Raw genomic sequence first — 26,204 nt, 5'->3', positions numbered from 1 at the left:
CAAACTGCTGTCTCACAGGAGCGTGAAGAGAACGCCCGCCGCATATGACAATGAGAGCGAGGAGAACCGTCGTGCTAGAAGAATACCGTAAGCACGTAGCAGAACGTGCCGCCGAGGGAATTGTACCCAAACCTTTAGATGCAACCCAAATGGCCGCGCTCGTCGAGCTGCTGAAGAACCCGCCTAAGGGCGAAGAAGAATTCCTGTTAGATCTGCTGATCAACCGCGTACCGCCTGGCGTAGATGAAGCTGCCTACGTAAAAGCCGGATTCCTTGCTGCTATCGCCAAAGGCGAAGCCACCTCCCCACTGGTTACTCCTGAAAAAGCCATTGAACTGCTCGGCACCATGCAGGGTGGTTACAACATTCATCCGCTGATTGACGCGCTGGATAACGACAAGCTGGCACCGATTGCCGCTAAAGCGCTCTCTTCCACGCTGCTGATGTTCGATAACTTCTACGATGTAGAAGAAAAAGCCAAAGCAGGCAACGTCTATGCGAAGCAGGTGATGCAGTCCTGGGCGGATGCCGAATGGTTCCTGAACCGTCCTGCGCTGGCTGAAAAAATCACCGTTACCGTCTTCAAAGTGACCGGTGAAACCAACACCGATGACCTCTCTCCGGCACCGGACGCGTGGTCTCGTCCGGATATCCCTCTGCACGCCCTGGCGATGCTGAAAAACGCCCGTGAAGGCATTGAGCCGGATCAGCCGGGCAGCGTTGGCCCGATCAAACAGATCGAAGCCCTGCAGAAAAAAGGCTTCCCGCTGGCCTACGTGGGTGACGTTGTGGGTACCGGTTCTTCCCGTAAATCCGCGACTAACTCCGTGCTGTGGTTTATGGGTGACGACATCCCGCATGTGCCAAACAAGCGCGGTGGCGGCCTGTGCCTCGGCGGTAAAATTGCACCGATCTTCTTCAACACCATGGAAGATGCGGGCGCACTGCCGATCGAAGTGGACGTCTCCAACCTGAACATGGGCGACGTGATTGACGTTTACCCGTACAAAGGTGAAGTGCGTAACCACGAAACCAACGAGCTGCTGGCGAGCTTTGAGCTGAAAACCGACGTGCTGATCGACGAAGTGCGTGCCGGTGGCCGTATTCCGCTGATCATCGGCCGTGGCCTGACCACCAAAGCGCGTGAAGCGCTGGGTCTGCCGCACAGTGATGTATTCCGTCACGCGAAAGACGTGGCGGAGAGCAATCGCGGTTACTCTCTGGCACAGAAAATGGTCGGTCGCGCCTGCGGCGTCGCCGGTGTTCGTCCTGGCGCATACTGCGAGCCGAAGATGACCTCCGTAGGCTCTCAGGACACCACTGGCCCAATGACCCGTGACGAACTGAAAGACCTGGCGTGCCTGGGCTTCTCGTCTGACCTGGTAATGCAGTCCTTCTGCCACACGGCGGCCTATCCGAAGCCGGTTGACGTGACCACGCACCACACGCTGCCAGACTTCATCATGAACCGCGGCGGCGTTTCTCTGCGTCCGGGTGACGGCGTCATCCACTCCTGGCTGAACCGCATGCTGCTGCCGGATACCGTGGGTACCGGCGGTGACTCCCATACCCGTTTCCCAATCGGTATCTCTTTCCCGGCGGGCTCCGGTCTGGTGGCGTTTGCTGCGGCGACGGGCGTGATGCCGCTGGATATGCCGGAATCGGTGCTGGTGCGCTTCAAAGGTAAAATGCAGCCGGGTATTACCCTGCGCGACCTGGTTCACGCGATCCCGCTGTATGCGATTAAACAGGGTCTGCTGACCGTTGAGAAGAAAGGGAAGAAAAACATCTTCTCTGGCCGTATCCTGGAAATCGAAGGTCTGCCGGATCTGAAGGTTGAGCAGGCGTTCGAGCTGACCGATGCCTCCGCTGAGCGTTCAGCTGCGGGCTGTACCATCAAGCTGAACAAAGAGCCGATTATTGAGTATCTGAACTCTAACATCGTGCTGCTGAAGTGGATGATTGCAGAAGGCTATGGCGACCGTCGTACGCTGGAGCGTCGTATCCAGGGCATGGAAAAATGGCTGGCCGATCCGCAGCTGCTGGAAGCCGATGCTGACGCAGAGTACGCGGCGGTGATCGACATCGATCTGGCGGATATCAAAGAGCCAATCCTGTGTGCACCGAACGATCCGGACGACGCGCGTCCGCTGTCCGAAGTTCAGGGCGAGAAGATCGACGAAGTGTTCATCGGTTCGTGCATGACCAACATCGGCCACTTCCGTGCGGCCGGCAAGCTGCTGGATACCCACAAAGGCCAGCTGCCAACCCGTCTGTGGGTGGCGCCGCCAACCCGTATGGACGCGGCTCAGTTGACCGAAGAGGGTTACTACAGCGTGTTTGGTAAGAGCGGGGCGCGTATTGAAATTCCTGGCTGTTCCCTGTGTATGGGCAACCAGGCGCGCGTCGCCGACGGCGCGACGGTGGTCTCCACCTCGACCCGTAACTTCCCGAACCGTTTAGGTACCGGTGCGAACGTCTTCCTGGCCTCTGCGGAGCTGGCGGCGGTTGCGGCGCTGATTGGCAAACTGCCAACGCCGGAAGAGTACCAGACCTTTGTGGCTCAGGTGGATAAGACCGCGGTGGATACCTATCGCTACCTGAACTTCGACCAGCTCTCTCAGTATACCGAGAAGGCTGACGGGGTGATCTTCCAGACGGCAGTATAAACAGCAAAACCGTCTCTACGAGACGGTTTTTAGTGTTTGCACCCTCTCCCGTGGGAGAGGGACGGGGTGAGGGCATCAGGCCGCAGGGTCTTGCTCTCACCTTTTTATTTTCATTCCTCCCACCTCTCACGCTTTTTTTCTTCCTCTCTGCTGCGATAATTACCCTAATGGCTTTGCAGAGGAAAACACTATGGATTACGAATTTCTGCGCGACATCACCGGAGTGGTGAAAGTGCGTATGTCGATGGGCCACGAAGCCGTTGGACACTGGTTTAACGAAGAGGTGAAAGAAAATCTCGCCCTTCTTGATGAGGTTGAACAGGCGGCAAAAACGGTAAAAGGCAGTGAACGCTCCTGGCAACGTGCCGGGCACGAATACACGCTGTGGATGGACGGTGAAGAGGTCATGGTGCGTGCCAACCAGCTCGAGTTTTCAGGCGACGAGATGGAAGAGGGGATGAGCTACTATGACGAAGAAAGCCTGTCGCTGTGCGGCGTAGAAGACTTCCTTCAGGTGGTGAATGCCTACCGCGAGTTCATGAAACAGCGGTAACTTCCCGAAGCGTCCCTGCTCCGGGCAACACTTACACGGCCGGAATATTACGGCCGTAGTAAATCTCGCGCATTTCTTTCCAGAGCAGGTCAGTAATCGCCTTACGCTCTTCTTCGCTCAAATCTTCCGGCTTCGTGTGGAACATATAGTGCTTAAGGTCGAATTCCTTAAGTAACATCTTGGTATGGAAGATGTTTTCCTGATACACGTTCACGTCCATCATGTCATACAGTGATTTCATGTCCTCGGACATAAAGTTCTGAATAGAGTTGATCTCGTGGTCGATGAAGTGCTTCATGCCGTTGACGTCACGGGTAAAACCGCGCACGCGATAATCAATCGTGACGATATCCGATTCCAGCTGGTGGATGAGATAGTTCAGCGCGTTGAGCGGGGAAATCACGCCGCAGGTCGACACTTCAATATCGGCGCGGAACGTACACAGCCCACCTTCCGGGTGACTCTCCGGGTAGGTATGGACGCAGATATGGCTCTTATCCAGGTGGGCAACCACCACTTCCGGCAGCGGGCCCGGATGTTCCGTTTTGTCGATAAGCTTCGGGTCGACCGGCTCTTCGCTGACCAGGATGGTCACGCTGGCGCCCTGAGGTTCATAATCCTGTCGGGCGATATTCAGGATGTTGGCGCCGATTATGGAACAGGTTTCTGACAGGATCTCGGTCAGACGGTTGGCGTTGTAGAGTTCGTCGATATAGGCGATGTAACCATCGCGTTCTTCCGCTGTTTTGGCATAGCAGATATCGTAAATACAAAAACTCAGGCTTTTGGTCAGGTTGTTAAAGCCATGTAGTTTAAGCTTTTTCAATTAGCTCACCCCCTTAGTGGATAATGCGTCTTGCAGGTACTGCGGCAGAGCAAACGCTGCGGTATGAATAGCCGGATTGTAGTAGCGGCACGTGAGCCCGGCCTGATGGAAGCGGGCCTGAATAATTTCGGTGGAGAGATGACGCAGCACGTCGTTATCCGTTGCCCATGCAAAGGTCATGATCCCGCCGTAGTACGTTGGAATGGCCGCCTGATAGAAGCTGACATCATCGAAATAGGTGCTGAGCTTACGATGGCTGTCGAGCGCTTCATCCTGCTGCAGGAAGCAGACGCCATTTTGGGCGACGAAGATCCCGCCCGGGTTCAGACAGCGCTTGCAGCCTTCGTAGAACGAGGAGGTAAACAGCGACGCGCCGGGACCGATAGGGTCGGTGCAGTCGGAGATAATCACGTCAAAGGTCTGCGAGGTCTGGTTAACAAAGTTAACGCCGTCGTCAATCACCAGGCTAAAGCGCGGGTCGTCATAGCTGCCGGCATTGTGGTTGGGCAGATACTGGCGGCAGAAAGAGACGACGCCCGCATCGATTTCCACCATGGTGATGGTTTCAATGGAACGATGGCGGGAAACTTCACGCAGCATTGCGCCATCGCCACCGCCGATAATCAGGACATGCTTCGCGTGGCCGTGCGCCAGCAGCGGGACGTGGGTCATCATCTCATGATAGATAAACTCGTCGCGCTCGGTCGTTTGCACGACGCCGTCCAGCGCCATCACGCGGCCAAAGGCAGCATTCTCGAAGATGATCAGATCCTGGTGATCGGTTTTCTCATGATAGAGCACGTTATCAACGGCAAAGTACTGACCAAACTGGTCATGCAGTGTTTCATGCCACAACGTGTGGTCGGCCATACGCGGACTCCTCCTTTGTTAACATCCGTTACGCTCACAAAAAATGAGCGAAACATGATAGCTAACTATAACCGTGGTTGCACGGCTATAGGTTCAACAGGGGGCGTCGGGAAGGTTATTTGACGTAGGCGAGCAGGCTGAGTGAGTCGCGAGCCAGCGCTTTGCATTTTTTAGAAGTGGGAATGCCAATACCGCTTAGGTCACGGTAGCTGTCTTCGCCGAGCGCCTTCATGTCAAAGCTGTCGTAGTTGCTAAGATCCCACTGGTTCTGCTGGGCGAAAAAGACCAGCGCGCGGCGAATTTGCCCGTTGGGTAAATTCTGGTAGCCACAATCATTTTTCAGGAATACAAAAACCGCCGTTAAATCGGCCATATCTTCCGCTTCATTTTCACTTAGCGCATAGCTGTTCGCACACATTGCCATCAGGCTACCGAACAAAATTGTCCTGAAAAACGTCTTCATTGCTTCTACCACTTCTTCACGGAAAATTAACGTTAGCATACTTGATGCCAGTGCGACGATCTTTATTATTGCCGCTTGACTTGACCTTCCGGTAAGGGGAGGGTTTATGCTCAAAAGATCGCCTGCTGGAAATAAGGAAATGAACATGCAACGTCGTGATTTTTTAAAATATTCCGTGGCGCTGGGTGCTGCCAGCGCATTGCCTCTCTGGAGCCGCGCGGTTTTTGCGGCTGACAGGCCAGCCTTACCCATCCCTGATTTGCTGACCGCGGATGCCCGTAGCCGTATCAAGCTTGTTGTTCAGTCCGGCAGCACGCTGTTCGGTGCGCACAATGCGACAACCTGGGGCTATAACGGCAATCTGCTCGGCCCGGCGCTGCAGCTGCGCAAAGGGAAGGCGGTGACGGTGGATATCCACAATACGCTTACTGAAGAGACGACGGTGCACTGGCACGGACTGGAAGTGCCGGGCGAGGTAGACGGCGGGCCGCAGGGCATCATCAAAGCAGGCGGTTCGCGCAGCGTCACCTTTACGCCCGACCAGCATGCGGCGACCTGCTGGTTCCATCCGCATCAGCATGGCAAAACGGGCCATCAGGTGGCGATGGGGCTGGCGGGACTGGTGCTGATTGAAGACGACGAAAGCCGCCTGCTGCGCCTGCCGAAGCAGTGGGGCATCGACGATGTGCCGGTGATTGTGCAGGACAAGAAATTCACCGCTGACGGGCAAATTGACTACCAGCTGGACGTGATGAGCGCGGCGGTAGGCTGGTTTGGCGACACGCTGTTGACCAACGGCGCCATTTATCCTCAGCACGCCGCGCCGAAAGGCTGGCTGCGTCTGCGTCTGCTTAACGGCTGTAACGCGCGTTCCCTCAACTTCGCCACCAGCGATAAGCGTCCGCTGTACGTGGTCGCCAGCGACGGCGGCCTGCTGCCGGAGCCGGTGAAAGTGAGCGAACTGCCGATGCTGATGGGGGAACGCTTTGAGGTGCTGGTGGATATCAGCGACGGCAAGGCGTTTGATCTTGTGACCCTGTCGGTTAGCCAGATGGGGATGGCGGTCGCGCCGTTTGACAAGCCGCATCCGGTGCTGCGTATTCAGCCGTTACAGGTGACCGCTTCCGGCACGCTGCCTGATACGTTAACCACTCTGCCGGCACTCCCGTCACTTGATGGGCTTACGCAACGCAAACTGCAGCTCTCCATGAACCCGATGCTCGATATGATGGGCATGCAGGCGCTGATGGCGAAATATGGTGATAAGGCGATGGCGGGGATGCATCACGGGCAGATGATGGGCCACATGAATATGGACCACGGCAAAATGGGTGGCATGGGGCACATGAATCACGGCGACCATGGCTTTGATTTCCATAACGCCAATATGATCAACGGTAAAGCGTTCGACATGAACACGCCGATGTTTGCAGCGACAAAAGGGCAGTTTGAGCGCTGGGTGATTTCAGGTGAAGGGGACATGATGCTGCATCCGTTCCATATTCACGGTACGCAGTTCCGCATTCTTTCTGAGAACGGCAAAGCGCCGGACGCGCATCGCGCGGGCTGGAAGGATACGGTGAAGGTGGAAGGCGGCGTCAGCGAGGTGCTGGTGAAGTTTGACCACGATGCGCCGAAGGAGTTTGCCTACATGGCGCACTGCCATCTGCTGGAACATGAAGATACGGGGATGATGCTCGGTTTCACTGTTTAAAACAGTGCGGCCTGATGCCCTCACCCTGGCCCTCTCCCACGGGGAGAGGGAACAAACACAACAACGGCAACAGAGGTTGCCGTTTTGCATCTTTCCGTAGGCCGGGTAAGGCGTAGCCGCCACCCGGCTTTTTCAGTTACTTGTTTTCGTCAGGCAGTGCATACGCGACAATATAGTCGCCCATCTTCGTGCCAAACGAACCGTGACCGCCCGCAGAGATGACAACATACTGCTTGCCATTCACTTCATAGGTCATCGGCGTGGCTTGCCCACCCGCAGGCAGACGGCCTTGCCACAGTTTTTCACCGTTAGTCATGTTGTACGCGCGCAGGTAGTTATCTGCGGTTGCCGCGATGAACAGCACGTTACCGGCGGTGGAGATTGGGCCACCCAGCATTGGCATACCCATATTGAACGGCACCGGAACCGGCATCGGGGACGGCATGCTGTCCTGCGGGGTACCAATACGTTTTTTCCACACGATCTGGTTGGTTTTCAGATCCAGACCGGAGATGTAACCCCAGGCAGGCTGTTTACACGGCAGACCAAACGGCGACAGGAACGGGTTCAGCGTTACGCCGAACGGTACGCCATACTGCGGCTGAATACCGGCTTCGGTACCGCTGCCTTTCGCGTCTTTCGGCTGCTCCATTGGGTTGCCCGGACCGCGTGGGATTAGACGGGAAACGAACGGCAGCGCCATTGGGTTAGCGATAGCGACCTGACGGTTAGGGTCAACGGAGATCCCGCCCCACTCGAACATCCCCAGGTTACCCGGGAAGACCAGCGTGCCCTGCTCAGAAGGCGGCGTGAAGATGCCTTCATAGCGCAGTTGATGGAACATCACGCGGCACACCAGCTGGTCAAACATCGTGGCACCCCACATGTCTGCCCCGCTGAGGTCTTTCTTCGGACGGAAGCTCAGATCGGAGAACGGCTGGGTTTTGCTGACGTAATCACCTTTCGCTGCACCCTGCGGAACCGGTTTTTCCGGTGCAGGCACAACCAGCTTGCCGTTGCTGCGATCCAGTACGAAGATGTTGCCAGTTTTCGCCGGGGCGTAAATCACCGGAACGGTTTTGCCGTTAACGGTAATGTCCGCCAGCGTCGGCTGGGACGGCATATCCATATCCCACAGATCGTGGTGAACGGTCTGATAGCTCCAGGCCAGCTTACCGGTGGTCGCGTTCAATGCCACGATAGCGCTGGCATAACGTTCCTGCTCCGGCGTGCGGTTACCGCCCCAGATATCTGGCGTAGTAACACCCATCGGCAGGTAGACCAGGTCCAGCTTCGCGTCATACGCAGCAGGTGCCCAGGAGTTTGGCGAGTTAAAGGTAAAGGTGTGCTCGTCCGACGGGATCGCATTCGGATCTTTCGCGCCCGGGTCGAAGGCCCACAGCAGCTTACCGGTATTCACGTCGAAACCACGGATAACGCCGGAGGTTTCACGGGTGGAGAAGTTATCCGTTACCGAACCGGCAATCACGATGGTTTTATCAGTGATGATTGGCGGCGAGGTTGGCTCGTACAGACCCGGCGTGGTGTCCGGCATATTGGTCTGCAGATTCAGGATACCTTTGTTGGCAAAGGTTTCACACAGCTTGCCCGTTTCGGCATTGATGGCGAACAGACGACCATCGTTGACCGGCAGCATAATACGGCGCGGACAGTCGGCAACCACTTCCGGGCTCGCGTTATCGGCGCGCGCTTCGTGATAAGAGACGCCACGGCAGGTCACGTGCTGGAAGGACGGGTTGGAGTTCAGCTGCGGATCGAAGTGCCATTTCTCTTTACCGGTGGCCGCGTCGAGCGCGAACAGACGCTGGTGCGCCGTACACAGATAAAGCATATCGCCGACTTTAATTGGCGTCACTTCGTTGGTCAGTTCGCCCGGATCGTTTGGCATCTTCACATCACCGGTACGGAATACCCAGGCTTCTTTCAGGTTCTTAACGTTATCCGCGTTGATCTGCTTCAGCGGAGAGTAACGCTGGCCTTCCTGGTTACGACCATAGGCAGGCCAGTCGCCGTCAGCGACCTGTGAGATCGCTGCCGCAGGCGTGGATTCTGCGTTCAGCGTACCGTTGATCTCCTGCGGGTCGTTAAAGCCAGCCCATGTCAGGATACCGCCGCTGATCAGCAGCGCCACCACCAGCGCCGCAACGGCACCGCTGGACGGCACGATCAGGCGACGCCAGACGAACGGCAGGATCAGCCAGATACCGAAGAAGACCAGGATGTCGCTGCGCGGCGTCAGCGCCCAGAAGTCAAAGCCGACTTCCCAGACGCCCCAGATCATGGTGGCAAGAAGGAGTGCGGCATACAGCCACAGTGCAGATTGTTTTCTACGCCAGAGCAGGACGGTTACGCCAAGCATAACCAGGCCCGCAATCGGGTAGTACCAGGAGCCGCCGATCGCGACCAGCCAGACGCCACCGATTAACAGATACAGTGCGCAGAAGGCTGCGAACGCGGCTGTTAATGTCACCAGTAGACGCGGCTGTTTAGAGTTTGTTTCAGCCATAGAAAGTGTACTCGTCAGTTTTTGTTAATAATTTGCTAGCAACTAATTATAGGTATTAACAAGTGTGATCGGAATCACAATATTTGCTTTTTATAACTCATACGCCAGGGTTATCCATTTGCTGATATAATGGCTGGCTTGCGTATCAGTGCTGGATATTAACTCATCCGTATTGAGAGATTTTCATTAAAATCATTTGGTTAGTAATATGAAACATACTGTTGAAGTGATGATCCCGGAAGCCGAGATCAAAGCGCGTATCGCCGAACTGGGTCGTCAAATCACCGAACATTACAAGGACAGCGGCAGCGAAATGGTGCTGGTCGGTCTGTTGCGCGGCTCTTTCATGTTCATGGCCGACCTGTGCCGTGAAGTGCATGTGCCCCATGAGGTCGATTTTATGACCGCCTCCAGCTACGGCAGCGGCATGTCCACCACCCGTGATGTGAAAATCCTGAAAGATCTGGATGAAGATATTCGTGGTAAAGATGTGTTGATCGTTGAGGACATCATCGACTCCGGCAACACGCTGTCAAAAGTGCGCGAGATCCTGAGCCTGCGTGAGCCAAAATCGCTGGCGATTTGCACCCTGCTGGATAAACCTGACCGCCGTGAAGTGCAGGTGCCGGTAGAGTTCGTGGGCTTCTCTATCCCGGACGAATTCGTGGTCGGCTACGGCATCGATTACGCGCAGCGTTATCGCCATCTGCCGTATGTTGGGAAAGTGGTATTGCTGGACGAGTAATTGCGGGCTAATGCCCTCACTCCGACCCTCTCCCACGGGGCTGAGGGATCCCCACAAAATAAAGCCAGCACGGACGACCCCCTCTCCCTTGAGGGAGAGGGCTGGGGTGAGGGGGAACATACGGCTCTGGTGGTCATTCCGTTCACTTTATGTTCCTTGCTACTCTGTAAGGACATGACCTGTGAACGTGCCAGGGCGGCTCAATCGCCGCCGCCCTGGCGACCCGGGCTCCCGGCGGTAAATCGCCGCTTCGCGGTGCCTTCGGCTTATTCCTTCCGGCTTGTCGGGGGCGGGCGGAGGTAACGTCCCTGTAAAGCCCGCCCTCTCGGCGCATCCATGCGCCTCGCCCCGGCCGGAAGGCAAACGCCTCAGCGATTTACAGCCGGACCAGGACATCGCTGTAAGTTATTCATTTCTATGAAGCAATGTTCATCGCTTCAGGAAAAAAATTACTGGGGATTCCTCAGCCCACGGGGAGAGGGCGAAAACCCCCAGCTTTATTTATGGTTCACATGCTTAAGCTTGAGGTTGGCAATCCCCGAACGGTAACGCTGCTCCAGCGTTTCGCGGTTGGTGGCGGTCACTTCCAGGTTGCGCAGCAGACCGTCGTGAATACCGTACGCCCAGCCGTGGATCGAGACCTTCTGCCCGCGCTTCCACGCCGACTGCATGATGGTTGAATGCCCGAGGTTATACACCTGCTCCATCACGTTGAGTTCGCACAGGGTATCCATGCGTCGCTCCTGCGGCATTTCGCCCAGCAGTGAGCTATGTTTGAACCAGATATCGCGGATGTGCAGCAGCCAGTTGTCAATTAAACCCAGTTCCGGATTTTCAACCGCCGCCTGCACGCCGCCGCAGCCGTAGTGGCCGCAAATGATGATGTGCTCGACTTCCAGAACGTCAACGGCATACTGAACCACTGAAAGACAGTTGAGATCGGTGTGAATCACCAGGTTGGCGACGTTGCGGTGAACAAACAGTTCGCCGGGCTCAAGGCCGGTCAGGCGCTCCGCCGGTACGCGGCTGTCGGAGCAACCAATCCAGAGAAAGCGTGGATTCTGAGCCTGCGCGAGTTTACCAAAAAATCCGGGGTCTTCCTCCACCAGCATTTTTGACCATAGTGCATTGTTGCTAATGAGTGTATCTATGTCGTTCATGGAGGTTAGCGACCTGTAACCGAGTAATTGCGTTGCGCTACTATAGGGTAACCCGACTTTTAATGAAACCACACAACGTGTGTCAGAACTGAAGGTAAGTTAAATTCATGGCAATTGCACTGGAGCTTGAGCAGCTTAAAAAAACCTATTCGGGCGGCGTTCAGGCGCTGCGCGGGATAGATCTCAAAGTAGAGGCCGGTGATTTTTACGCGCTTCTGGGGCCAAACGGGGCGGGGAAATCGACCACCATTGGGATTATCAGCTCGCTGGTCAATAAAACGTCCGGCCGGGTGAGCGTATTTGGGTACGACCTGCAAAAAGACGTGGTCAACGCCAAGCGCCAGTTGGGGCTGGTACCGCAGGAGTTCAACTTCAACCCGTTTGAGACGGTGCAGCAAATTGTTGTTAACCAGGCGGGTTATTACGGCGTTGAGCGTAAAGAGGCGCTTGAGCGCAGCGAAAAGTATCTAAAACAGCTCGATTTATGGGAAAAGCGTAACGAACGTGCGCGGATGTTATCCGGCGGGATGAAGCGCCGCCTGATGATTGCCCGCGCGCTGATGCATGAACCAAAACTGTTGATCCTCGATGAACCAACCGCCGGTGTGGACATTGAGCTTCGTCGCTCAATGTGGGGGTTCCTGAAAGATCTTAACGATAAAGGCACCACCATTATTCTGACGACCCACTATCTCGAAGAAGCCGAAATGCTCTGTCGCAATATCGGTATCATCCAGAACGGTGAGCTGGTGGAAAACACCTCGATGAAGAACCTGCTCTCCAAGCTGAAATCAGAAACCTTTATTCTCGATCTGGCGGCAAAGAGCCCGCTGCCGAAGCTCGAAGGCTATCAATACCGCCTCGTCGATACCTCGACGCTGGAAGTGGAAGTGCTGCGCGAGCAGGGGATTAACAGCGTGTTCTCCCAGCTGAGCGCGCAGGGTATTCAGGTCTTAAGTATGCGTAACAAAGCGAACCGACTGGAAGAGCTGTTTGTCTCTCTGGTGCAGGATAAACAAGGAGACAAGGCATGACGCATCTTTACTGGGTCGCGCTGAAAAGTATCTGGGCGAAAGAGATTAACCGCTTTATGCGCATCTGGGTGCAAACCCTGGTGCCGCCGGTGATCACCATGACGCTCTATTTCATCATCTTCGGCAACCTGATTGGTTCCCGCATTGGTGAGATGCACGGCTTTACCTACATGCAGTTTATCGTGCCGGGATTGATCATGATGGCGGTGATCACCAACGCCTATGCCAACGTGGCGTCCTCGTTCTTTAGCGCCAAGTTCCAGCGCAATATTGAAGAGTTGCTGGTGGCCCCGGTGCCGACGCACGTCATTATTGCCGGTTACGTCGGCGGCGGCGTGGCGCGCGGTCTGTGCGTGGGGATCCTGGTCACGGCGATTTCGCTGTTCTTTGTCCCGTTCCAGGTGCACTCCTGGCTGTTCGTCGCGCTGACGCTGCTCCTGACGGCAATCCTCTTCTCGCTGGCCGGTTTGCTGAACGCCGTGTTTGCCAAAACGTTTGACGACATCAGCCTGATCCCGACCTTCGTGCTGACGCCGCTGACCTATCTTGGCGGGGTGTTCTACTCCCTGACGCTGCTGCCGCCGTTCTGGCAGGCGCTGTCGCACCTGAACCCGATCGTCTACATGATCAGCGGCTTTCGCTTTGGCTTCCTCGGCATCACTGATGTGCCGTTGTTTACCACGGTGGCGGTGCTGGCGGTGTTCATCATCGTCTTCTACCTGCTGTGCTGGTACCTGATCCAGCGCGGACGCGGTCTGCGCAGCTAATGTAAATTCCCGGCAACGTTGGTTGCCGGGATCGCACTTTACTCCCAAGCGTAGCTGATATTGTTCTGAAGTTCAGGAGGGAGAGGGCTCATATCACTTTCGTTTCTTCCCCAGAAAATGACTTTGCCATCGTCACGAAGGGCACAGAATCCGTATGTGGATGGGTAAATCGCTCTGATATTGAACAGTTCACTCGCGACAGACGTCGTATCGCCGCCACCTTCTGTAGTGCTACCCCAAGCGACAACGCTACCGTCTTTTTTTATCACAGCGACGCTTTCTGGAGCGGCACAGATTAGTATGACATCTGATAAGTCTTTCGGCTGTTGTACGTAGTAGGGATTTTCCACTTTCCCCCAAGAGACAACCTTGCCGTCAGGAAAAAGTACGACAGGAATGTGGCTACTACCGACCTGAACATCGACGAAATCAGAGCGTGAGGCTACTTCTGGTGGAATCGAGTTTCCATACCACCCCCATTCGACAAGCGTGTTATTGGCTCTCAACGCCATAAAGCCGCCAAAATAAGGGTAGATCTTTATAATATCGCTGAGAGCAGAAATATCGGCTGGTATTTCACCTCCGCTCTGGCTATCTCCCCAAGCTGAGACTTTGCCGCTTTCATGTAAAACGACAAAACAATAATTGTTTCCGAAGATTTTTCTGGCATCTGAAATATCGTTTAAATGCTCAGGAATTTGACCGCCCCTCTCGGGATCACCCCACGCAACGACGTGTCCGTTCTCTTTTATTGCAGCAAATGCCCCCTCCGTGGCTTCAATGGCGACAATATCTTTCATTTCCGCGATATGCTCAGGTATTGACCACGGCCATCCCTCGTCACCCCACTGCACAATCTGTTTGTTTTCTCTTAATGCGACGAAAACGCGATATGACGCTGTGTCCCAACTTGTGAAAGCTTTTACAACGCTGACATCATTTAGTGCCGCGATATTCTCGGGTATGGGGTCGTCAGAAGTTCTGCCCCAGACAAAAATTTGCTTCAGGTTATTTATACCTATAGACGTGTCTTCGGAACCATAAACCACTTTGACATCATGATTACGGTCGCTGGTTGGCGTGACCCCCCCTTGGCTTAATAACCCCCAAGCAACAACGTTTCCATTATCCTGAATAGCGGCGAAGGCGGCACCTGCACCGCCTATATTACTGATATTGACCAAGCTACCGCGAACATAGAGTTCTGAGTTGACCAGGAGCCTTTTGGTCGGTTTAGTGTCGGTAAAAATATGAGTGGTAGTTATTTCTTCTGGCGCATCTTCATAGCTCCAATCGGCGACCACCGGTTCGAGCGTGTTTTTATCCAGCGCTACCAATTTTCGTTCATTGTTCGCCCATCCCATACCAACCCGGGTACGTGCGCCCATTATTTTTAAATCAAAACTCTCATTACTATTTTCCATTTGAATTACCTTTGTTTGAGAAACGCTATCACCTTTTCACGTAAGAACATCCTTTAAAAGTTAGTAATAATTAAATGTGATTAATGGAAAAATGAATTTTTAACCTTGATCGCTATCACGCTTACCCGAGCAGTTAGAGGCTATTATATTGCCCTCCTAAGGAGAGATACGATGCTGGGATGGGTTATCACCTGCCACGATGAACAGGCGCAGGATATGCTGGACAAACTTGCAGCCAGGTTTGGCCCGCTGGCGCAATGCCGTGCGGTCAACTACTGGCGTGGATTAAGCACCAACATGCTCAGCCGCATGATGTGCGATGCCCTGCATGAAACGGACACCGGTGATGGCGTGATTTTTCTGACCGATAAATCGGGGGCTGCTCCTTACCGCGCCGCCGCGCTGCTGAGCCACAAGCATGATAATTGTGAAGTGATCTCCGGTATCAGTCTGCCTTTACTCGAAGCCATGCATTCCCTTCGCGCCTCATTAAGCAGCGCTGAGTTTCGTCACGCTATTGTGGCGGAGGGCGTACCGGGGGTGAGCAGTTTGTGGCATCAGCAGCAGAAGCACCCACCTTTCGTTCTGCTTCACGATCTGTATAAGCATTAAACATTGGTATTGATGTCGCTTTTGCTACAATGGCGACTGATTTTCCGTGTCGATTTATATCCTATGTTCATGCGCGTTATCTTTATCTTTTTGCTGCTGGTTTCCGGCGGGGCGTCTGCAAGCCTGATAACTCAGCAAGGGCTCCCTGCTCAATATATGCAAACCACTGAGGATGCAGCCATCTGGGCTCAGGTGGGTAATGATGTGGTTAACGTTGGCAATATTCGTGCCGGGCAGATCCTCGCGGTTTTTCCGGCCGCGGCGGATTATTACGAATTTCGTTTCGGATTTGGTACGGGGTTTATCGACAAAGCGCACCTTGAGAAAGTGCAGGGCAAACAGCGCGTTGAGGACAGTCTGGGCGATCTGAACAAGCCGCTCAGTAACCAAAACCTCATCACCTGGAAAGACACGCCCGTCTATAACGCGCCCAATAGCGGAAGTGCGCCTTTTGGCACCCTTAGCGCTAATCTGCGTTATCCCATCCTGAATAAACTCAAAGACCGGTTGAATCAGACCTGGTATCAGATCCGCATCGGCAATCGCCTGGCGTGGATCAGCAGCCTCGATGCGCAGGAAGATAACGGCATTCCGGTACTGACCTACCACCATATCCTGCGCGATGAAGAGAACACCCGTTTTCGTCATACCTCCACGACCACCAGCGTGCGCGCGTTCAGCAACCAGATGACCTGGCTTCGCGATCAGGGTTACACCACGCTGACGATGTACCAGCTGGAAGGGTACGTGCGTAACAAAATGAACCTGCCTGCAAAATCGGTGGTGATTACCTTTGATGACGGGCTAAAGTCGGTGAGTCGCTACGCGTATCCTGTATTGAAAGAGTATGGTCTCCATGCCACGGCGTTTATCATATCGTCACGTATTAAAGGCCATGCGCAGAAGTGGGATCCTAAATCGCTGCAGTTTATGAGCGTTCAGGAAATTAAGGGTATTCAGGATGTGTTCGACATTCAGTCTCACACCCATTTCTTGCACCGCGTCGATGGCAACAAACACCCGATTTTATTGAGCCGTAGTGAGCATGTGATTCTGTTTGATTTTGAACGTTCCCGGCGCGCGCTGTCACAGTTCAACCCACGCGTGCTATACCTTTCCTATCCGTTTGGTGGCTATGACAACAAAGCGATAAAGGCCGCGAATGACGCAGGTTTTCATCTGGCGGTCACGACCGTGAAAGGGAAGGTAAAACCGGGGGATAATCCGTTCTTACTCAAGCGTCTATATATCTTAAGAACGGATTCGCTGGAGACGATGTCGCGGCTGATCAGCAATCAGCCGCAGGGGTAAATCAGTAATAGGTCATCTGGAAGGTCGTTAACGCTTTAAAGTTGCCTGCTCTCAACTGATTGCCATCCTTGATCAACTGAGCCTCGAAGGTTAGCATTCCCAGACCAGTGCCAGCACCCGTATCGTTACTGTAGATAGTTGTATCAAGACCGTTAGCAGGAATATCTCTTCCTAAATTGGTGGCATGAATTTTCACACCCACACCTGTTGCTGCGTCACTATTTTCCAGAACGTTACCAAGCAGCTCATTCTGGGAACCGGTAACTTTGTTGGTTGTCATTTTAAAATCGACGGCATAAACGTTATCACATCCTAATAACTGTATCCTGAAAGGATGCGTGCGCGGCGAAGCCTTGAACTCAGATATCATGTAATCGCCTAAGTCGACAGTGTTGGTGCCGCTGTCCAGTTGGGCAGTCTGACACGTAGATGGCACAATCGGTATCTGGAAGGACGATGGCGTAACGTTAAATGTCCAGGGGCGGTTATTACTGTCTCCAGGGTCCCCCAAACTCATTTGCCCTAACGTAAATGAAGCTTTAGGTGTGATATAGCTTGCGTTTGCCTTGTTGCCACCAGCATTCATAAATTCACCAGTATCTTGCCAGAGCGTCACTTCAGCTCTCCAGTCCTGGCCATCCCACATATCTGAAGAGGTATCAACCAGCGTAGTCCAGCCTGGAACTTGCTCTGAACCATCGCCACCGAAATACCCACCACCAGCAGGTGAGACTATTTTTACTGAAAAAAGAATGCCCGGGACGTTGGTTAAGAAATACACGCCCATTTTTCCGTCAGGTTGGGGGCCGCGACCAGAAGTATAGGTATAGTCACTGGTCACTTTTTCTAACAGACTGTGTCCGTCATTACCCGCACTGCAATGCGATGTCAGGGCAGGACTAAGGTTTACGGTGAACGTCGTTAATTTCACAATGGTAGAATAGGTATTCCACGCAAACCAGTGGACACCAAACGCTGAACCGCCCGTCAATACGGTAGTGTTGCCACCACCATCGCCAAAGCGACACTCATCAGCATAGGCTTGCCCCTGTAGCACAAGCCAGCCTGCCAGCGCTATTTTCACTAGCGAACGAAACGTTAAACGTCCTGTAATTTGTCTGAACATTCTCATCCTGTTTCCTGTTCTGTTTTATTGATAGGTTGCATTGACCAGCACGCGGCTGGTCACTTTCCCTGATGTCACCGGACCAGTATTTTGCAGGCGTGCGTAGAAATCGTATTCTGTTGCCCACTCGGTTCCGGCGTCTAACGCCACATTTGAGGTGCCGTCAGAATTTAATACATTGGTATTTAAAGCCTTCGAAAAAATAACAACACCAGTGTTATCTGCGCCGCCTTCAGTAACCGATGTCTCGTTAATAAAGACCTGTCGACTACCAATAGGCCACTGTTTCGTCTGCGGCTGAAAACTAAAATCCATTTTGCTTGCGGTCGTGCCATCTCCGGGGCAGCTTTACACTTTCACCGTGAACGCGGTACCGGAAGCGGCATCGGTGGGTTGCAGGCGCGAACTCCCATCGGTGTTGTAAAACCAGCTTTTCCCTACCGTAGGCAGATGTACCTTTCCCTCACCCGGAATAGAGATTTGGCAGGTATTTTCTACAATATTAGCGTTGAGTGTTATATCCATGCCTGTCTCTGCTGACAGGCATGGGGCAGACCAGCTTCCGATTATAAGTCCTGCCAGAATCGATAAATTTTTCAGGACGCTAAGGTTTGTTGTTTTCATCATGGCGGTACTGCCCCTGAGCTTATTTACTGATAGGTCACGACAAAAGTAACAGGTGCGGAGGCGTCGCCTGGTGTTACATCGTTAATATTTTTGGTCTTGGCCAGAACGATTCGAGCCGTCATATCAACATTTGTCGTTGAGCCGCTGATTGTAACCACCTGAGGCACTCTTCTGGGGCTATCACAGATCATCAACGTGCCGTTATCGGCATCACCTTTCCAGACTTCAAAACCTGTGGAGTGACCGGCAGCGAAAGAATTGTCATCCGAATTTGGGCCGGCACATCCTCCCCCTGAACCAGGCGTCGCTGTTATGGTGGCAGATTTCACGCCCGCGCAGCCAGTAAAGGCAATTTTGAAAGGCTCTTTGCGGGTTTGGGCTGCCACTTCGGATTTAAACACGTCACCAAACGCCAGTGTGCTAATAGGCTGACCCCCTGCGTTCTGAATTTGTGCGGTACAGGTACCTGCGCTAATCGTCGAAGTGAAGGTGGCCTGCACGCTGCTCGTACCGGTGATGGCGTTAGCACCCATTGAATAAAGCCCGGCGGAAACAGCCAGAGCAAGCAGTGCGGAATTCCAGTTAGTTTTCATGAATGCGTTTCCTTTCGCTTATTCGTAGGTAAAGTTAAAAGTAGCAATTGCGCTGAAATCACCCGTGGTGGCGCTGTCGGTTTTGGTCTCAACCAGACGGGCGAGCAGTGCCACTTCTTTGGTACTAATTTCTGCTGGGGTCCAGACCAGGCGCTTGCTGTCCTCAGCTGAGTTAGGGGTAAAGGCGCTAGCCGGTGCGGACGCCCGGGCGATGGTTACCCCCGTGTACGCTGCTGGGCCTGCGGATGATGCGTTGGCAAACGCTGTCGGCATATCCGTGGATGCGTTCCCTGTGATGGTGGTTTTTATGGCAGCCAAACCCGCTGGGCACTCGACAATCTTGAGTTTAAAGGGTGCTGTAACCGTATCTGCACCGCTGATGATATCTGCCAGCGATGTTTGACCTGATGTACCGATAGGAATGGTGTTGTTCTGACCATTCCCGGTACCACCTTCGATTTGTATGTCACAGGTGGTTTCACGCAGTGTGGCGGTAAAGGTGACGTCCAGATTGGTGCTACCTGCCATCGCCTGTGAGCTCAGCATCAACGCCAGCAGTGCACCAGGGCGCATAAGTGACTTAGCATATTTCATTAAAATAACTCCCTGTTATAAAAAGTATTACATATGGCAAATTTGATTGTTCAGCATGGTGGTCAGGCCAACTTTCTGAGCGGATGGCAGGATGCGATACGTGACGGTGCATGAAGAATTGGCCTCATTACCCCATACCACGCGCAGCGTACCGGTCTCTTCAATGCCACGGACATAGGCTTGCCCGGCCTGGCCAACAGCGCCGACGGACAACCCTTTTTCGTTGATAACGTCAGCACCCAATGGGATAAAGCCGTTATCAGAGCGATGGAGATCAAGCAACAACGAACGTCCCTGATCGGTTTCGAAATCGACGCGAACAATTGACCCGCTACGCGGAACGGTAACGGTGCTGGTGTTCTTCACCTCTACGTCGGCTTCCAGTTTTGAAATATCAATGCCGACTGTGTTTTCACGGTAGGCAGACAGGTAAGGCATGATGGCGTAGCCAGCGCTGCCGATAATGCCGTCACCTACGGAAAGGCGAGCGCCTTTCGCCCCCGGCGCGCTGACCAGTGCCAGCGTATCGGTATCCCCGATGCTGCCTGGTGCCAGCGTAATCCCGCCTGAGTGCACCAGCATTCCGCCGCTGTAGCTCAGGGAATATTGCTGGCTGCTATCGTCAGAGGCGGAAGCCGACAGGCTGAGTGGGCCATAGGCGCTGCTATAGCTGCCGTAGCCACCTATCTGGCTGAGATCGCCTGTATCTGAATGTGTGATACCGGCGTTGACGCTATAACTGAAGCGATAGTCATCGGTATTGCCGTTCGCACTGGTGTTGTATGCAGTGTTATTTTTGAAGTCTGAGTTCACACTCATGTTGACGCTGCTGAAACCTGCCGGATGGTTGTTGCGCCCCAGCAGGTTTTCCAGCGGGATATTCAGGTTCAGATAGACGCTGTCATCTTTCTCGCCGTACTCGTCGTAGCTGCGTTGAAGCGAAATACTGTAGCTTCCCAGCCAGAACGAGCTGTTATACCCCACGGAGTATTGAGAGGTGGAATCCGATTCGGTCCAGTAATCCTGCCAGCTACCTGTAACATACAACGAGCCATAGTTCTCTTTCCCGGAAGTGAGTGGTTGGCTGATGTTGATTTGCACCTGGTTTTTCATACGCTCAAAGCTGTTATAGACATCTTTGTTGGTATGATCGGGGTTACGCTCACGGTCGCGGTATTTCACATCTTCCGACAGTGAGGCGGCATCATTCAGCGTCAGGTAGTCTTCGGTAGAGAAGCGATAGGCCGCCACGTTAAAGGAGGTATTGGTGTCCTCAATGAGCTTACTCCAGGATAGACGATAGCTCTGCCCGGTAAGGGTACCCACACCGTCCACGTCAGCATCGGAATGGGTCACATCCAGTGCGAAGGCACCGATGCCGGTGTTCATGGCAATACCCAACAGACCAGAAACATAACCGGCATCCATGTACTGGAAACCTGTGTAGCCGGTAAAGGTATTACTCAGACCGTAATAACCTGTGGCGTAGCCAACGCGCGGTTTGTCGCGCAGGCCATTGTCATGTAGCTCGCCCACGCCGATATCCCAGCGGCTATAGCCGGGACGCAACAGCTGGCTTACGGAGGAGTAAGGGACGGAAAACGTTCGGGTACTGCCGTCAGACTCCTCGATGGTAACCACCAAATCGCTGCCGTATCCGGTGGTGCTCAGATCGTTGATTTCGAAAGCGCCCGGCGGAACGGAGCTTTCATAAATTTTATTACCGCTCTGGGTAATACTGACTTTAGCGTTGCTCTTCGCGACGCCGCGAATGGTTGGCGCATAGGTTGAGATACCGCCAGGAAGCATACGATCGTCGTTATACATACGCAGGCCGCGCAGGCTGAACGAGTTAAACGTGTCGCCGCGCGTATAGGAATCACCCATCAGCAGCTGGGCGCGTAACGGAGTGATGTCGCGCTGTAAATAGATATCCTGGCTGGAATAGTCGGTACCGTCATCCTGATCCCAGTTGAGCGTACCGCGCGAGCGCAACCGCCAGGGCCCCAGATTCAGGCCATATTTCAGACCAGCATAGGCGGTGTCGTGCGAGCCGTCTGTGCCATCGGTATGCCAGGTGTTGAGATCGTAAGACAACATTCCTGCGTTGATACCGTCTTCCCAGAGTGAGGGATCGACGTAACCGTTAGGACGACGTTCAATAAAGATCTGCGGGACAACAAGCCCCAGTTCCTGTTTTCCCATATCAAATTCCCATGACGAACCCTGGAGCGTGCGGCTGATATCAATGCAGGCGTTAGCTTTTTCGTCATCGGAATTTTCATCATAGGGTGGGGGATTAATGTAATCGGCTTTAATACCAATCTGCATTAATACTTTGGATGTAAAGCAAGGGGTTGCTCGCGGCGTCCCGTTATCTTTAAACGTGAACTCTGTGAGCAACTTTTTCTGACCATTTAAAATTATTTGTGTTTTGAAGGTGCCCGGAACGACCGGATTACCTCTGGAAAAGCGGCTAACGTCAATATTGCCTCCTGTATTGAACAGGAATTGATCGTTGAATTCGACCTCCTGGCTTCCAGAGATTGGCGCAGCATTTTTTTCCTCCGCAAACGCGGAAGTTTGAATGGCTACGCATATGGCAAGACAAAGCATTGAGCGACGAAATAACATTGTTATCACTAATCCGTTAGCTGCTAATAATCAGAATTTATTAATCTGTAATTATTTTGTGGCTTAATTCACCGTAGCGTCGTGAACGTCCGAGCCACCGAAATCGTTGATTGCGGTATAGGTGACTTTGCTGACACGAGCTGCCCCGTTCTGTTTCAGGCTGTATGACTGGCTGGCGAACGGTTCAACATAATGCGGTTCAACTTCCACTTTTTTGCCGTTAACGGTGGCATCGATTTTGGCGACCGACACGTAGTAAGGTGAGTCGTTGCGGGCAACCAGCGTGGCGTTCTGCTGGGACCATTTCAGTTGACCCGCTGCTACTGCTGGGTCGCCCTTCAGGCCATCCGGACGGAAGAACATTTTGATGCGCGTGCGGAATGCCAGCTGGAGTACGTTATCGCTATCTGCACCTTTGGCTTTTGGCGGGACTTCGAGCACGTTAAACCAGTACATGGTCTCTTTGTCCTTCGGCATAGCCTGGCCTAACCAGGTAATGCGTACAGTCTGCCCTTTAGCTGGGTCGACGCGGGAAACAGGTGGCGTAACGATGAATGGCAGTTTTAATTCTTGTGGGTTAGTGGTATCACGACCATCGTCCAGCCAGCTTTGTACCAGCAACGGCTTATTACCACGGTTTTCCATATTAACCGTGACATCTTTGGCAGATTGCGGGTAAATCACGCGCGTGCCGGAGATCACAATATCCGCCAGCGCAGAGTGAGAAACAGAAAAAGCCGCACTAAAAAGGAGTGCGGTCATACCGATTTTATAAAGGCGCATTTTATTCATCCATTAAAAAAAGCGCCCACCTCATCCGTGAGCGCATGCAATAAACTAAACGATTATTCGTAGCTCATGGTAAAGGTAACGTTGCTGTTCACTTTACCTGCGGTTACCGGGTTAGTTCCTGCAACCCAGCTAGCTGCTGGCACGTATGCAACACGGTAAGCCAGCACACCGGTACCGTCAGTCAGAGTTGCTTTCTGAGTGTTGTTATCTGGCTGACCAACTTTGATGCGGTCAGTGCTGGTGGTGGTGTTGTTGAACAGCGCCAGGCTTACGTTACTTGCGTGGCCCGCAACGGTTGGGTCAGCTTTCAGAGTACCGTTAGACAGTTCAGCGAACTGCTGGGAGGTGAAGGTTGCTGATGCTTTAGCTTTTTCTGCTGGGCATTCGCTCAGGTGCAGTTCGAACTCTTTAGAACCTACACCCGCATCAACGGTGGTACCTTCAACATCGGCTTTTTTCACAACTGGCATGGTGATGGTGACGTTGTTTGCGTCTACACCGTTGCTGGTAGTGATAACGCAAGTAGTATCAGTTACCGCGCCATCGAATGTGATCAGGCCAACGTCATCAGCCATTGCAGATACAGAACCCATTGCCATTGTGGCTACAGATGCAGCCAGAATTGTTTTCTTAAACATATTTAAAATATCCATTTATTAAATAAAATTATTCATGTCGATTATGGTTGTCTCCCATAAAGCTTAATTAATATAATGTTGTTTATTGATGGGGAGTAATTAATAAAAATTCATATTGATTTTAGATATGATTAATTGACTGATTTTTTTATTTAAATTTAATAGGTTGGGTTGTTTTTAAAAATGTCAGATATCAATATTACGATTGTTTTTTAATGATAATATTAATGTTTATTTAGATAGGCTAATTTGTGGATGTATCTTTAGCAGGCAAATAACGCGAAATCAATAGTTACAATAAAAACAGGGCTGCCATTGAGAGGCAGCCCTGTGAAAGGGTCAGGCAACCTGTACCGGAATGGCTTTCGCCGTACGTTTCATCTCGTTGTCGCCTTCGAAGTAGGCCACTTTTGGCTGCCAGCGGCGCGCTTCTTCATCGGACATCATCACGAAGCTGGCGATGATAACAATATCACCCACGTCAGCGCAGTGCGCTGCAGCGCCGTTAACGGAGATGATTTTGGAACCGCGTTCAGCCGCAATGGCGTAAGTAGAGAAGCGTTTGCCGTTGTTCACGTTCCAGATATCAATAGCTTCGTTTTCAAGAATACCCGCCGCGTCGAGGAAATCCTGATCGATCGCGCAGGAGCCTTCATAGTGCAGGTCGGCCTGAGTGACTTTCACACGGTGAAGTTTACCTTGCAGCATTTTGCGAATCATTACGTTTACCTTTAATCATGCGTTAACCCCCCTGTGAAAGAGGGGAGGGTGATAAAACTACGCCAGCTCAACCACTTTATTGTCAATCAGACGAGCCTGGCCGAGCCATGCTGCCACCAGAAGCACCGCACGTTTGCTGGCGTCTGTCAGCTCCAGCAACGTATCAGCATCGCGAATTTGTACGTCGTCAGAGCGGAATCCTTTATCGTTCAGCGCCTGCTCTGCGAGGGCAATGATCTCTTCAGAAGTCAGCTCTTTGGCAAGAAGTTGTTCGGCCATGGTGTTCATGACCTTGCTCAGACCTGGGGCTATCTTACGTTGCTCGGCGGTCAGATAACCGTTACGGGAGCTCAGTGCCAGGCCATCTTTGGCACGCACAATCGGCACGCCAACGATTTCAATGTCGTAACCCATATCCGCAACCATCTTGCGGATCAGTGCCAGCTGCTGGAAGTCTTTCTCGCCAAAGCAGGCGATATCCGGCTGGACCAGGTTGAACAGCTTGCTGACGATGGTTGAGACACCGCGGAAATGACCTGGACGGCTTGCGCCTTCCAGCATGGTCGAAATCCCCGGGACATCCACGTAGGTTGCTTCTTCTGTCCCCTGCGGGTACACATCGGCAGGTGCCGGAGAGAAGACGATGTCCGTATGGCGTTTCTTCAGTTTTTCGCAATCTTCCTGAAGGGTGCGCGGGTAGCGCGCCAGGTCGTCAGAGCGGTCAAACTGCATTGGGTTAACGAAAATACTGACCACCACGATGTCTGCACGGGCTCTCGCTTCATCGACCAGCTTCATGTGGCCGTCATGCAGGTTGCCCATGGTGGGGACCAGTGCGATACGTTTACCTTCCTGACGTGCTCTGCGGATATGCTGGCGCAGCAGCGGCAGGGTTTCAATGATTAGCACAACGAGACTCCTTAATGGAAACTGTGTTCTTCACCCGGATACACACCGGATTCAACGTCGGCAATATACTGCCTGACTGCCGTGCGCATGTCGCCCGCATCGGTCAGGAAATTTTTGGCAAATTTAGGGATATGTCCACCCGTAATGCCAAAGGCGTCGTGCATGACCAGGATCTGACCATCGGTGACGTTGCCTGCGCCAATTCCGATAACTGGAATGGAGAGCGCCTCGGTAATGCGTTTTGCCAGCTCGACAGGAACGCACTCCAGCACCAGTAGCTGCGCCCCCGCGGCTTCCAGCGCCACGGCATCATCAAACAGCGTCTGCGCGGCATCGCCACGGCCTTGTACTTTGTAACCGCCAAAGATGTTAACCGACTGCGGCGTCAGGCCCAGGTGCCCGCACACGGGCACGGCACGCTCGGTCAGCATTTTTACGGTGTCCACAAGCCAGGCACCGCCTTCAATTTTGACCATGTTGGCGCCAGCGCGCATCACTGCCGCTGCATTTTCAAACGCCTGCTCAGGTGTGGCATAGGCCATAAACGGCAGGTCGGAAAGAAGCAGACAAGCCGGTGCGCCACGACGCACAGCGCGGGTGTGGTAAGCAATATCCTCTACCGTTACCGGCAGGGTGGAATCATGTCCCTGTACCGTCATCCCTAACGAGTCTCCGACCAGCATGACGTTGATCCCTTCTTCGGCAAACAGTTTGGCGAAGCTGTAGTCATATGCAGTGATGGTAGCGAAGCGTCTCTTTTCCTGTTTGCATTTTTGCAGCAAGGAGATGGTGGTTGGTTTCATACGGTTTCCTGATAGCCAAAGCGAATCTTTGCGCATTCTATCAGTAACATTCGAGGGAACAATGATTTTAGGCAATCGATTAACCACAATTGT

General features: G+C 53.1%; 25 protein-coding genes. 8 read left to right on the top strand and 17 right to left on the bottom strand.

Annotation, left to right across the window (positions count from 1 at the left end):
- The first annotated feature begins 71 nt into the window (after positions 1–71).
- Positions 72–2,669: a bifunctional aconitate hydratase 2/2-methylisocitrate dehydratase gene (gene acnB / locus CWR52_RS08355; protein ID WP_032645211.1), complete on the top strand. Its 2,598-nt coding sequence runs from the start codon at positions 72–74 to the stop codon at positions 2,667–2,669.
- Positions 2,670–2,859: 190 nt separating this feature from the next.
- Complete coding sequence (gene yacL, locus CWR52_RS08350; RefSeq protein ID WP_039024350.1) at positions 2,860–3,222, top strand: protein YacL; 363 nt, start codon at positions 2,860–2,862, stop codon at positions 3,220–3,222.
- A gap of 31 nt (positions 3,223–3,253) precedes the next feature.
- On the opposite strand, the gene speD is transcribed toward yacL, so the two are convergent.
- The 3 genes from speD to CWR52_RS08335 all read right to left on the bottom strand — a co-directional run bounded on the left by speD (position 3,254) and on the right by CWR52_RS08335 (position 5,381).
- Entirely contained in the window at positions 3,254–4,048 is a 795-nt protein-coding gene (gene speD, locus CWR52_RS08345; RefSeq protein WP_008501953.1) for an adenosylmethionine decarboxylase, read from the bottom strand.
- Positions 4,049–4,918, bottom strand: a complete 870-nt coding sequence (speE, locus tag CWR52_RS08340) for a polyamine aminopropyltransferase (protein ID WP_104949379.1) — start codon at positions 4,916–4,918, stop codon at positions 4,049–4,051. It abuts the gene before it with no gap.
- 115 nt (positions 4,919–5,033) lie between these two features.
- Positions 5,034–5,381 (bottom strand): YacC family pilotin-like protein, encoded by a 348-nt coding sequence (locus CWR52_RS08335; protein ID WP_045327862.1) that lies wholly within the window; start codon positions 5,379–5,381, stop codon positions 5,034–5,036.
- A 145-nt stretch (positions 5,382–5,526) separates the two neighbouring features.
- On the opposite strand from CWR52_RS08335, the gene cueO reads away from it, so the two are divergent.
- Positions 5,527–7,095 (top strand): multicopper oxidase CueO, encoded by a 1,569-nt coding sequence (cueO, locus tag CWR52_RS08330; protein ID WP_104949378.1) that lies wholly within the window; start codon positions 5,527–5,529, stop codon positions 7,093–7,095.
- Between the two features lie 136 nt (positions 7,096–7,231).
- Here the strand turns inward: cueO and CWR52_RS08325 are convergent, their stop codons facing one another.
- The gene (locus CWR52_RS08325; RefSeq protein ID WP_104949377.1) at positions 7,232–9,622 is read right to left on the bottom strand and encodes a glucose/quinate/shikimate family membrane-bound PQQ-dependent dehydrogenase; all 2,391 of its coding nucleotides are present in this window, start codon (positions 9,620–9,622) and stop codon (positions 7,232–7,234) included.
- A gap of 208 nt (positions 9,623–9,830) precedes the next feature.
- Here CWR52_RS08325 and hpt point away from each other — a divergent pair, with 208 nt between their 5' ends.
- A complete protein-coding gene (gene hpt, locus CWR52_RS08320; RefSeq protein ID WP_008501948.1) occupies positions 9,831–10,367 on the top strand; it encodes a hypoxanthine phosphoribosyltransferase in 537 nt (178 codons plus the stop codon).
- A gap of 497 nt (positions 10,368–10,864) precedes the next feature.
- Here the strand turns inward: hpt and can are convergent, their stop codons facing one another.
- Positions 10,865–11,527, bottom strand: coding sequence for a carbonate dehydratase (gene can / locus CWR52_RS08315; protein ID WP_014882586.1), 663 nt, complete (start codon positions 11,525–11,527; stop codon positions 10,865–10,867).
- A 107-nt stretch (positions 11,528–11,634) separates the two neighbouring features.
- On the opposite strand from can, the gene CWR52_RS08310 reads away from it, so the two are divergent.
- Together CWR52_RS08310 and CWR52_RS08305 are read left to right on the top strand one after the other, a co-directional pair.
- Positions 11,635–12,561: an ABC transporter ATP-binding protein gene (locus CWR52_RS08310; protein WP_104949376.1), complete on the top strand. Its 927-nt coding sequence runs from the start codon at positions 11,635–11,637 to the stop codon at positions 12,559–12,561.
- A complete protein-coding gene (locus tag CWR52_RS08305) occupies positions 12,558–13,328 on the top strand; it encodes an ABC transporter permease (protein WP_032675960.1) in 771 nt (256 codons plus the stop codon). The genes CWR52_RS08310 and CWR52_RS08305 overlap by 4 nt, the downstream gene beginning before the upstream one ends.
- A 38-nt stretch (positions 13,329–13,366) precedes the next feature.
- On the opposite strand, the gene CWR52_RS08300 is transcribed toward CWR52_RS08305, so the two are convergent.
- Entirely contained in the window at positions 13,367–14,752 is a 1,386-nt protein-coding gene (locus tag CWR52_RS08300) for an RCC1 domain-containing protein (protein WP_104949375.1), read from the bottom strand.
- Positions 14,753–14,923: 171 nt separating this feature from the next.
- On the opposite strand from CWR52_RS08300, the gene CWR52_RS08295 reads away from it, so the two are divergent.
- Both CWR52_RS08295 and CWR52_RS08290 read left to right on the top strand, forming a co-directional pair.
- Positions 14,924–15,364, top strand: a complete 441-nt coding sequence (locus CWR52_RS08295) for a PTS sugar transporter subunit IIA (RefSeq protein ID WP_104949374.1) — start codon at positions 14,924–14,926, stop codon at positions 15,362–15,364.
- Between the two features lie 63 nt (positions 15,365–15,427).
- Positions 15,428–16,675: a polysaccharide deacetylase family protein gene (locus CWR52_RS08290; protein WP_104949373.1), complete on the top strand. Its 1,248-nt coding sequence runs from the start codon at positions 15,428–15,430 to the stop codon at positions 16,673–16,675.
- 1 nt (position 16,676) lies between these two features.
- On the opposite strand, the gene CWR52_RS08285 is transcribed toward CWR52_RS08290, so the two are convergent.
- The 11 genes from CWR52_RS08285 to panB form a co-directional block, all read right to left on the bottom strand.
- The gene (locus CWR52_RS08285; RefSeq protein WP_161566064.1) at positions 16,677–17,801 is read right to left on the bottom strand and encodes a fimbrial protein; all 1,125 of its coding nucleotides are present in this window, start codon (positions 17,799–17,801) and stop codon (positions 16,677–16,679) included.
- A gap of 24 nt (positions 17,802–17,825) precedes the next feature.
- Positions 17,826–18,116: a hypothetical protein gene (locus CWR52_RS23410; protein WP_252152187.1), complete on the bottom strand. Its 291-nt coding sequence runs from the start codon at positions 18,114–18,116 to the stop codon at positions 17,826–17,828.
- A 33-nt stretch (positions 18,117–18,149) separates the two neighbouring features.
- On the bottom strand, positions 18,150–18,428 hold the full coding sequence (locus CWR52_RS23405; protein WP_252152186.1) for a hypothetical protein: 279 nt from the start codon (positions 18,426–18,428) through the stop codon (positions 18,150–18,152).
- 23 nt (positions 18,429–18,451) lie between these two features.
- On the bottom strand, positions 18,452–19,021 hold the full coding sequence (locus CWR52_RS08275) for a fimbrial protein (protein WP_104949371.1): 570 nt from the start codon (positions 19,019–19,021) through the stop codon (positions 18,452–18,454).
- A gap of 18 nt (positions 19,022–19,039) precedes the next feature.
- Complete coding sequence (locus tag CWR52_RS08270; protein WP_104949370.1) at positions 19,040–19,615, bottom strand: fimbrial protein; 576 nt, start codon at positions 19,613–19,615, stop codon at positions 19,040–19,042.
- Between the two features lie 27 nt (positions 19,616–19,642).
- On the bottom strand, positions 19,643–22,249 hold the full coding sequence (locus CWR52_RS08265) for an outer membrane usher protein (protein ID WP_104949369.1): 2,607 nt from the start codon (positions 22,247–22,249) through the stop codon (positions 19,643–19,645).
- 63 nt (positions 22,250–22,312) lie between these two features.
- Positions 22,313–23,011 carry a fimbrial chaperone gene (locus CWR52_RS08260; protein WP_414650401.1) on the bottom strand — a complete coding sequence of 233 codons (699 nt, stop codon included), beginning with the start codon at positions 23,009–23,011 and terminating at the stop codon, positions 22,313–22,315.
- A gap of 83 nt (positions 23,012–23,094) precedes the next feature.
- Positions 23,095–23,679, bottom strand: coding sequence for a fimbrial protein (locus CWR52_RS08255; RefSeq protein ID WP_104949367.1), 585 nt, complete (start codon positions 23,677–23,679; stop codon positions 23,095–23,097).
- A gap of 339 nt (positions 23,680–24,018) precedes the next feature.
- A complete protein-coding gene (gene panD, locus CWR52_RS08250; protein WP_003856284.1) occupies positions 24,019–24,399 on the bottom strand; it encodes an aspartate 1-decarboxylase in 381 nt (126 codons plus the stop codon).
- A 57-nt stretch (positions 24,400–24,456) separates the two neighbouring features.
- On the bottom strand, positions 24,457–25,308 hold the full coding sequence (panC, locus tag CWR52_RS08245) for a pantoate--beta-alanine ligase (RefSeq protein WP_104949366.1): 852 nt from the start codon (positions 25,306–25,308) through the stop codon (positions 24,457–24,459).
- An 11-nt stretch (positions 25,309–25,319) separates the two neighbouring features.
- A complete protein-coding gene (gene panB, locus CWR52_RS08240; RefSeq protein WP_104949365.1) occupies positions 25,320–26,111 on the bottom strand; it encodes a 3-methyl-2-oxobutanoate hydroxymethyltransferase in 792 nt (263 codons plus the stop codon).
- Positions 26,112–26,204 lie beyond the last annotated feature (93 nt).

This window comes from Enterobacter sp. SGAir0187, from assembly GCF_002952735.2.
In the GTDB taxonomy this organism is placed as follows: Bacteria; Pseudomonadota; Gammaproteobacteria; order Enterobacterales; family Enterobacteriaceae; genus Enterobacter; species Enterobacter quasiroggenkampii.
The sequence above is the reverse complement of the archived record's forward strand: the minus strand, read 5'-3'. Positions and strand labels throughout refer to the sequence as shown.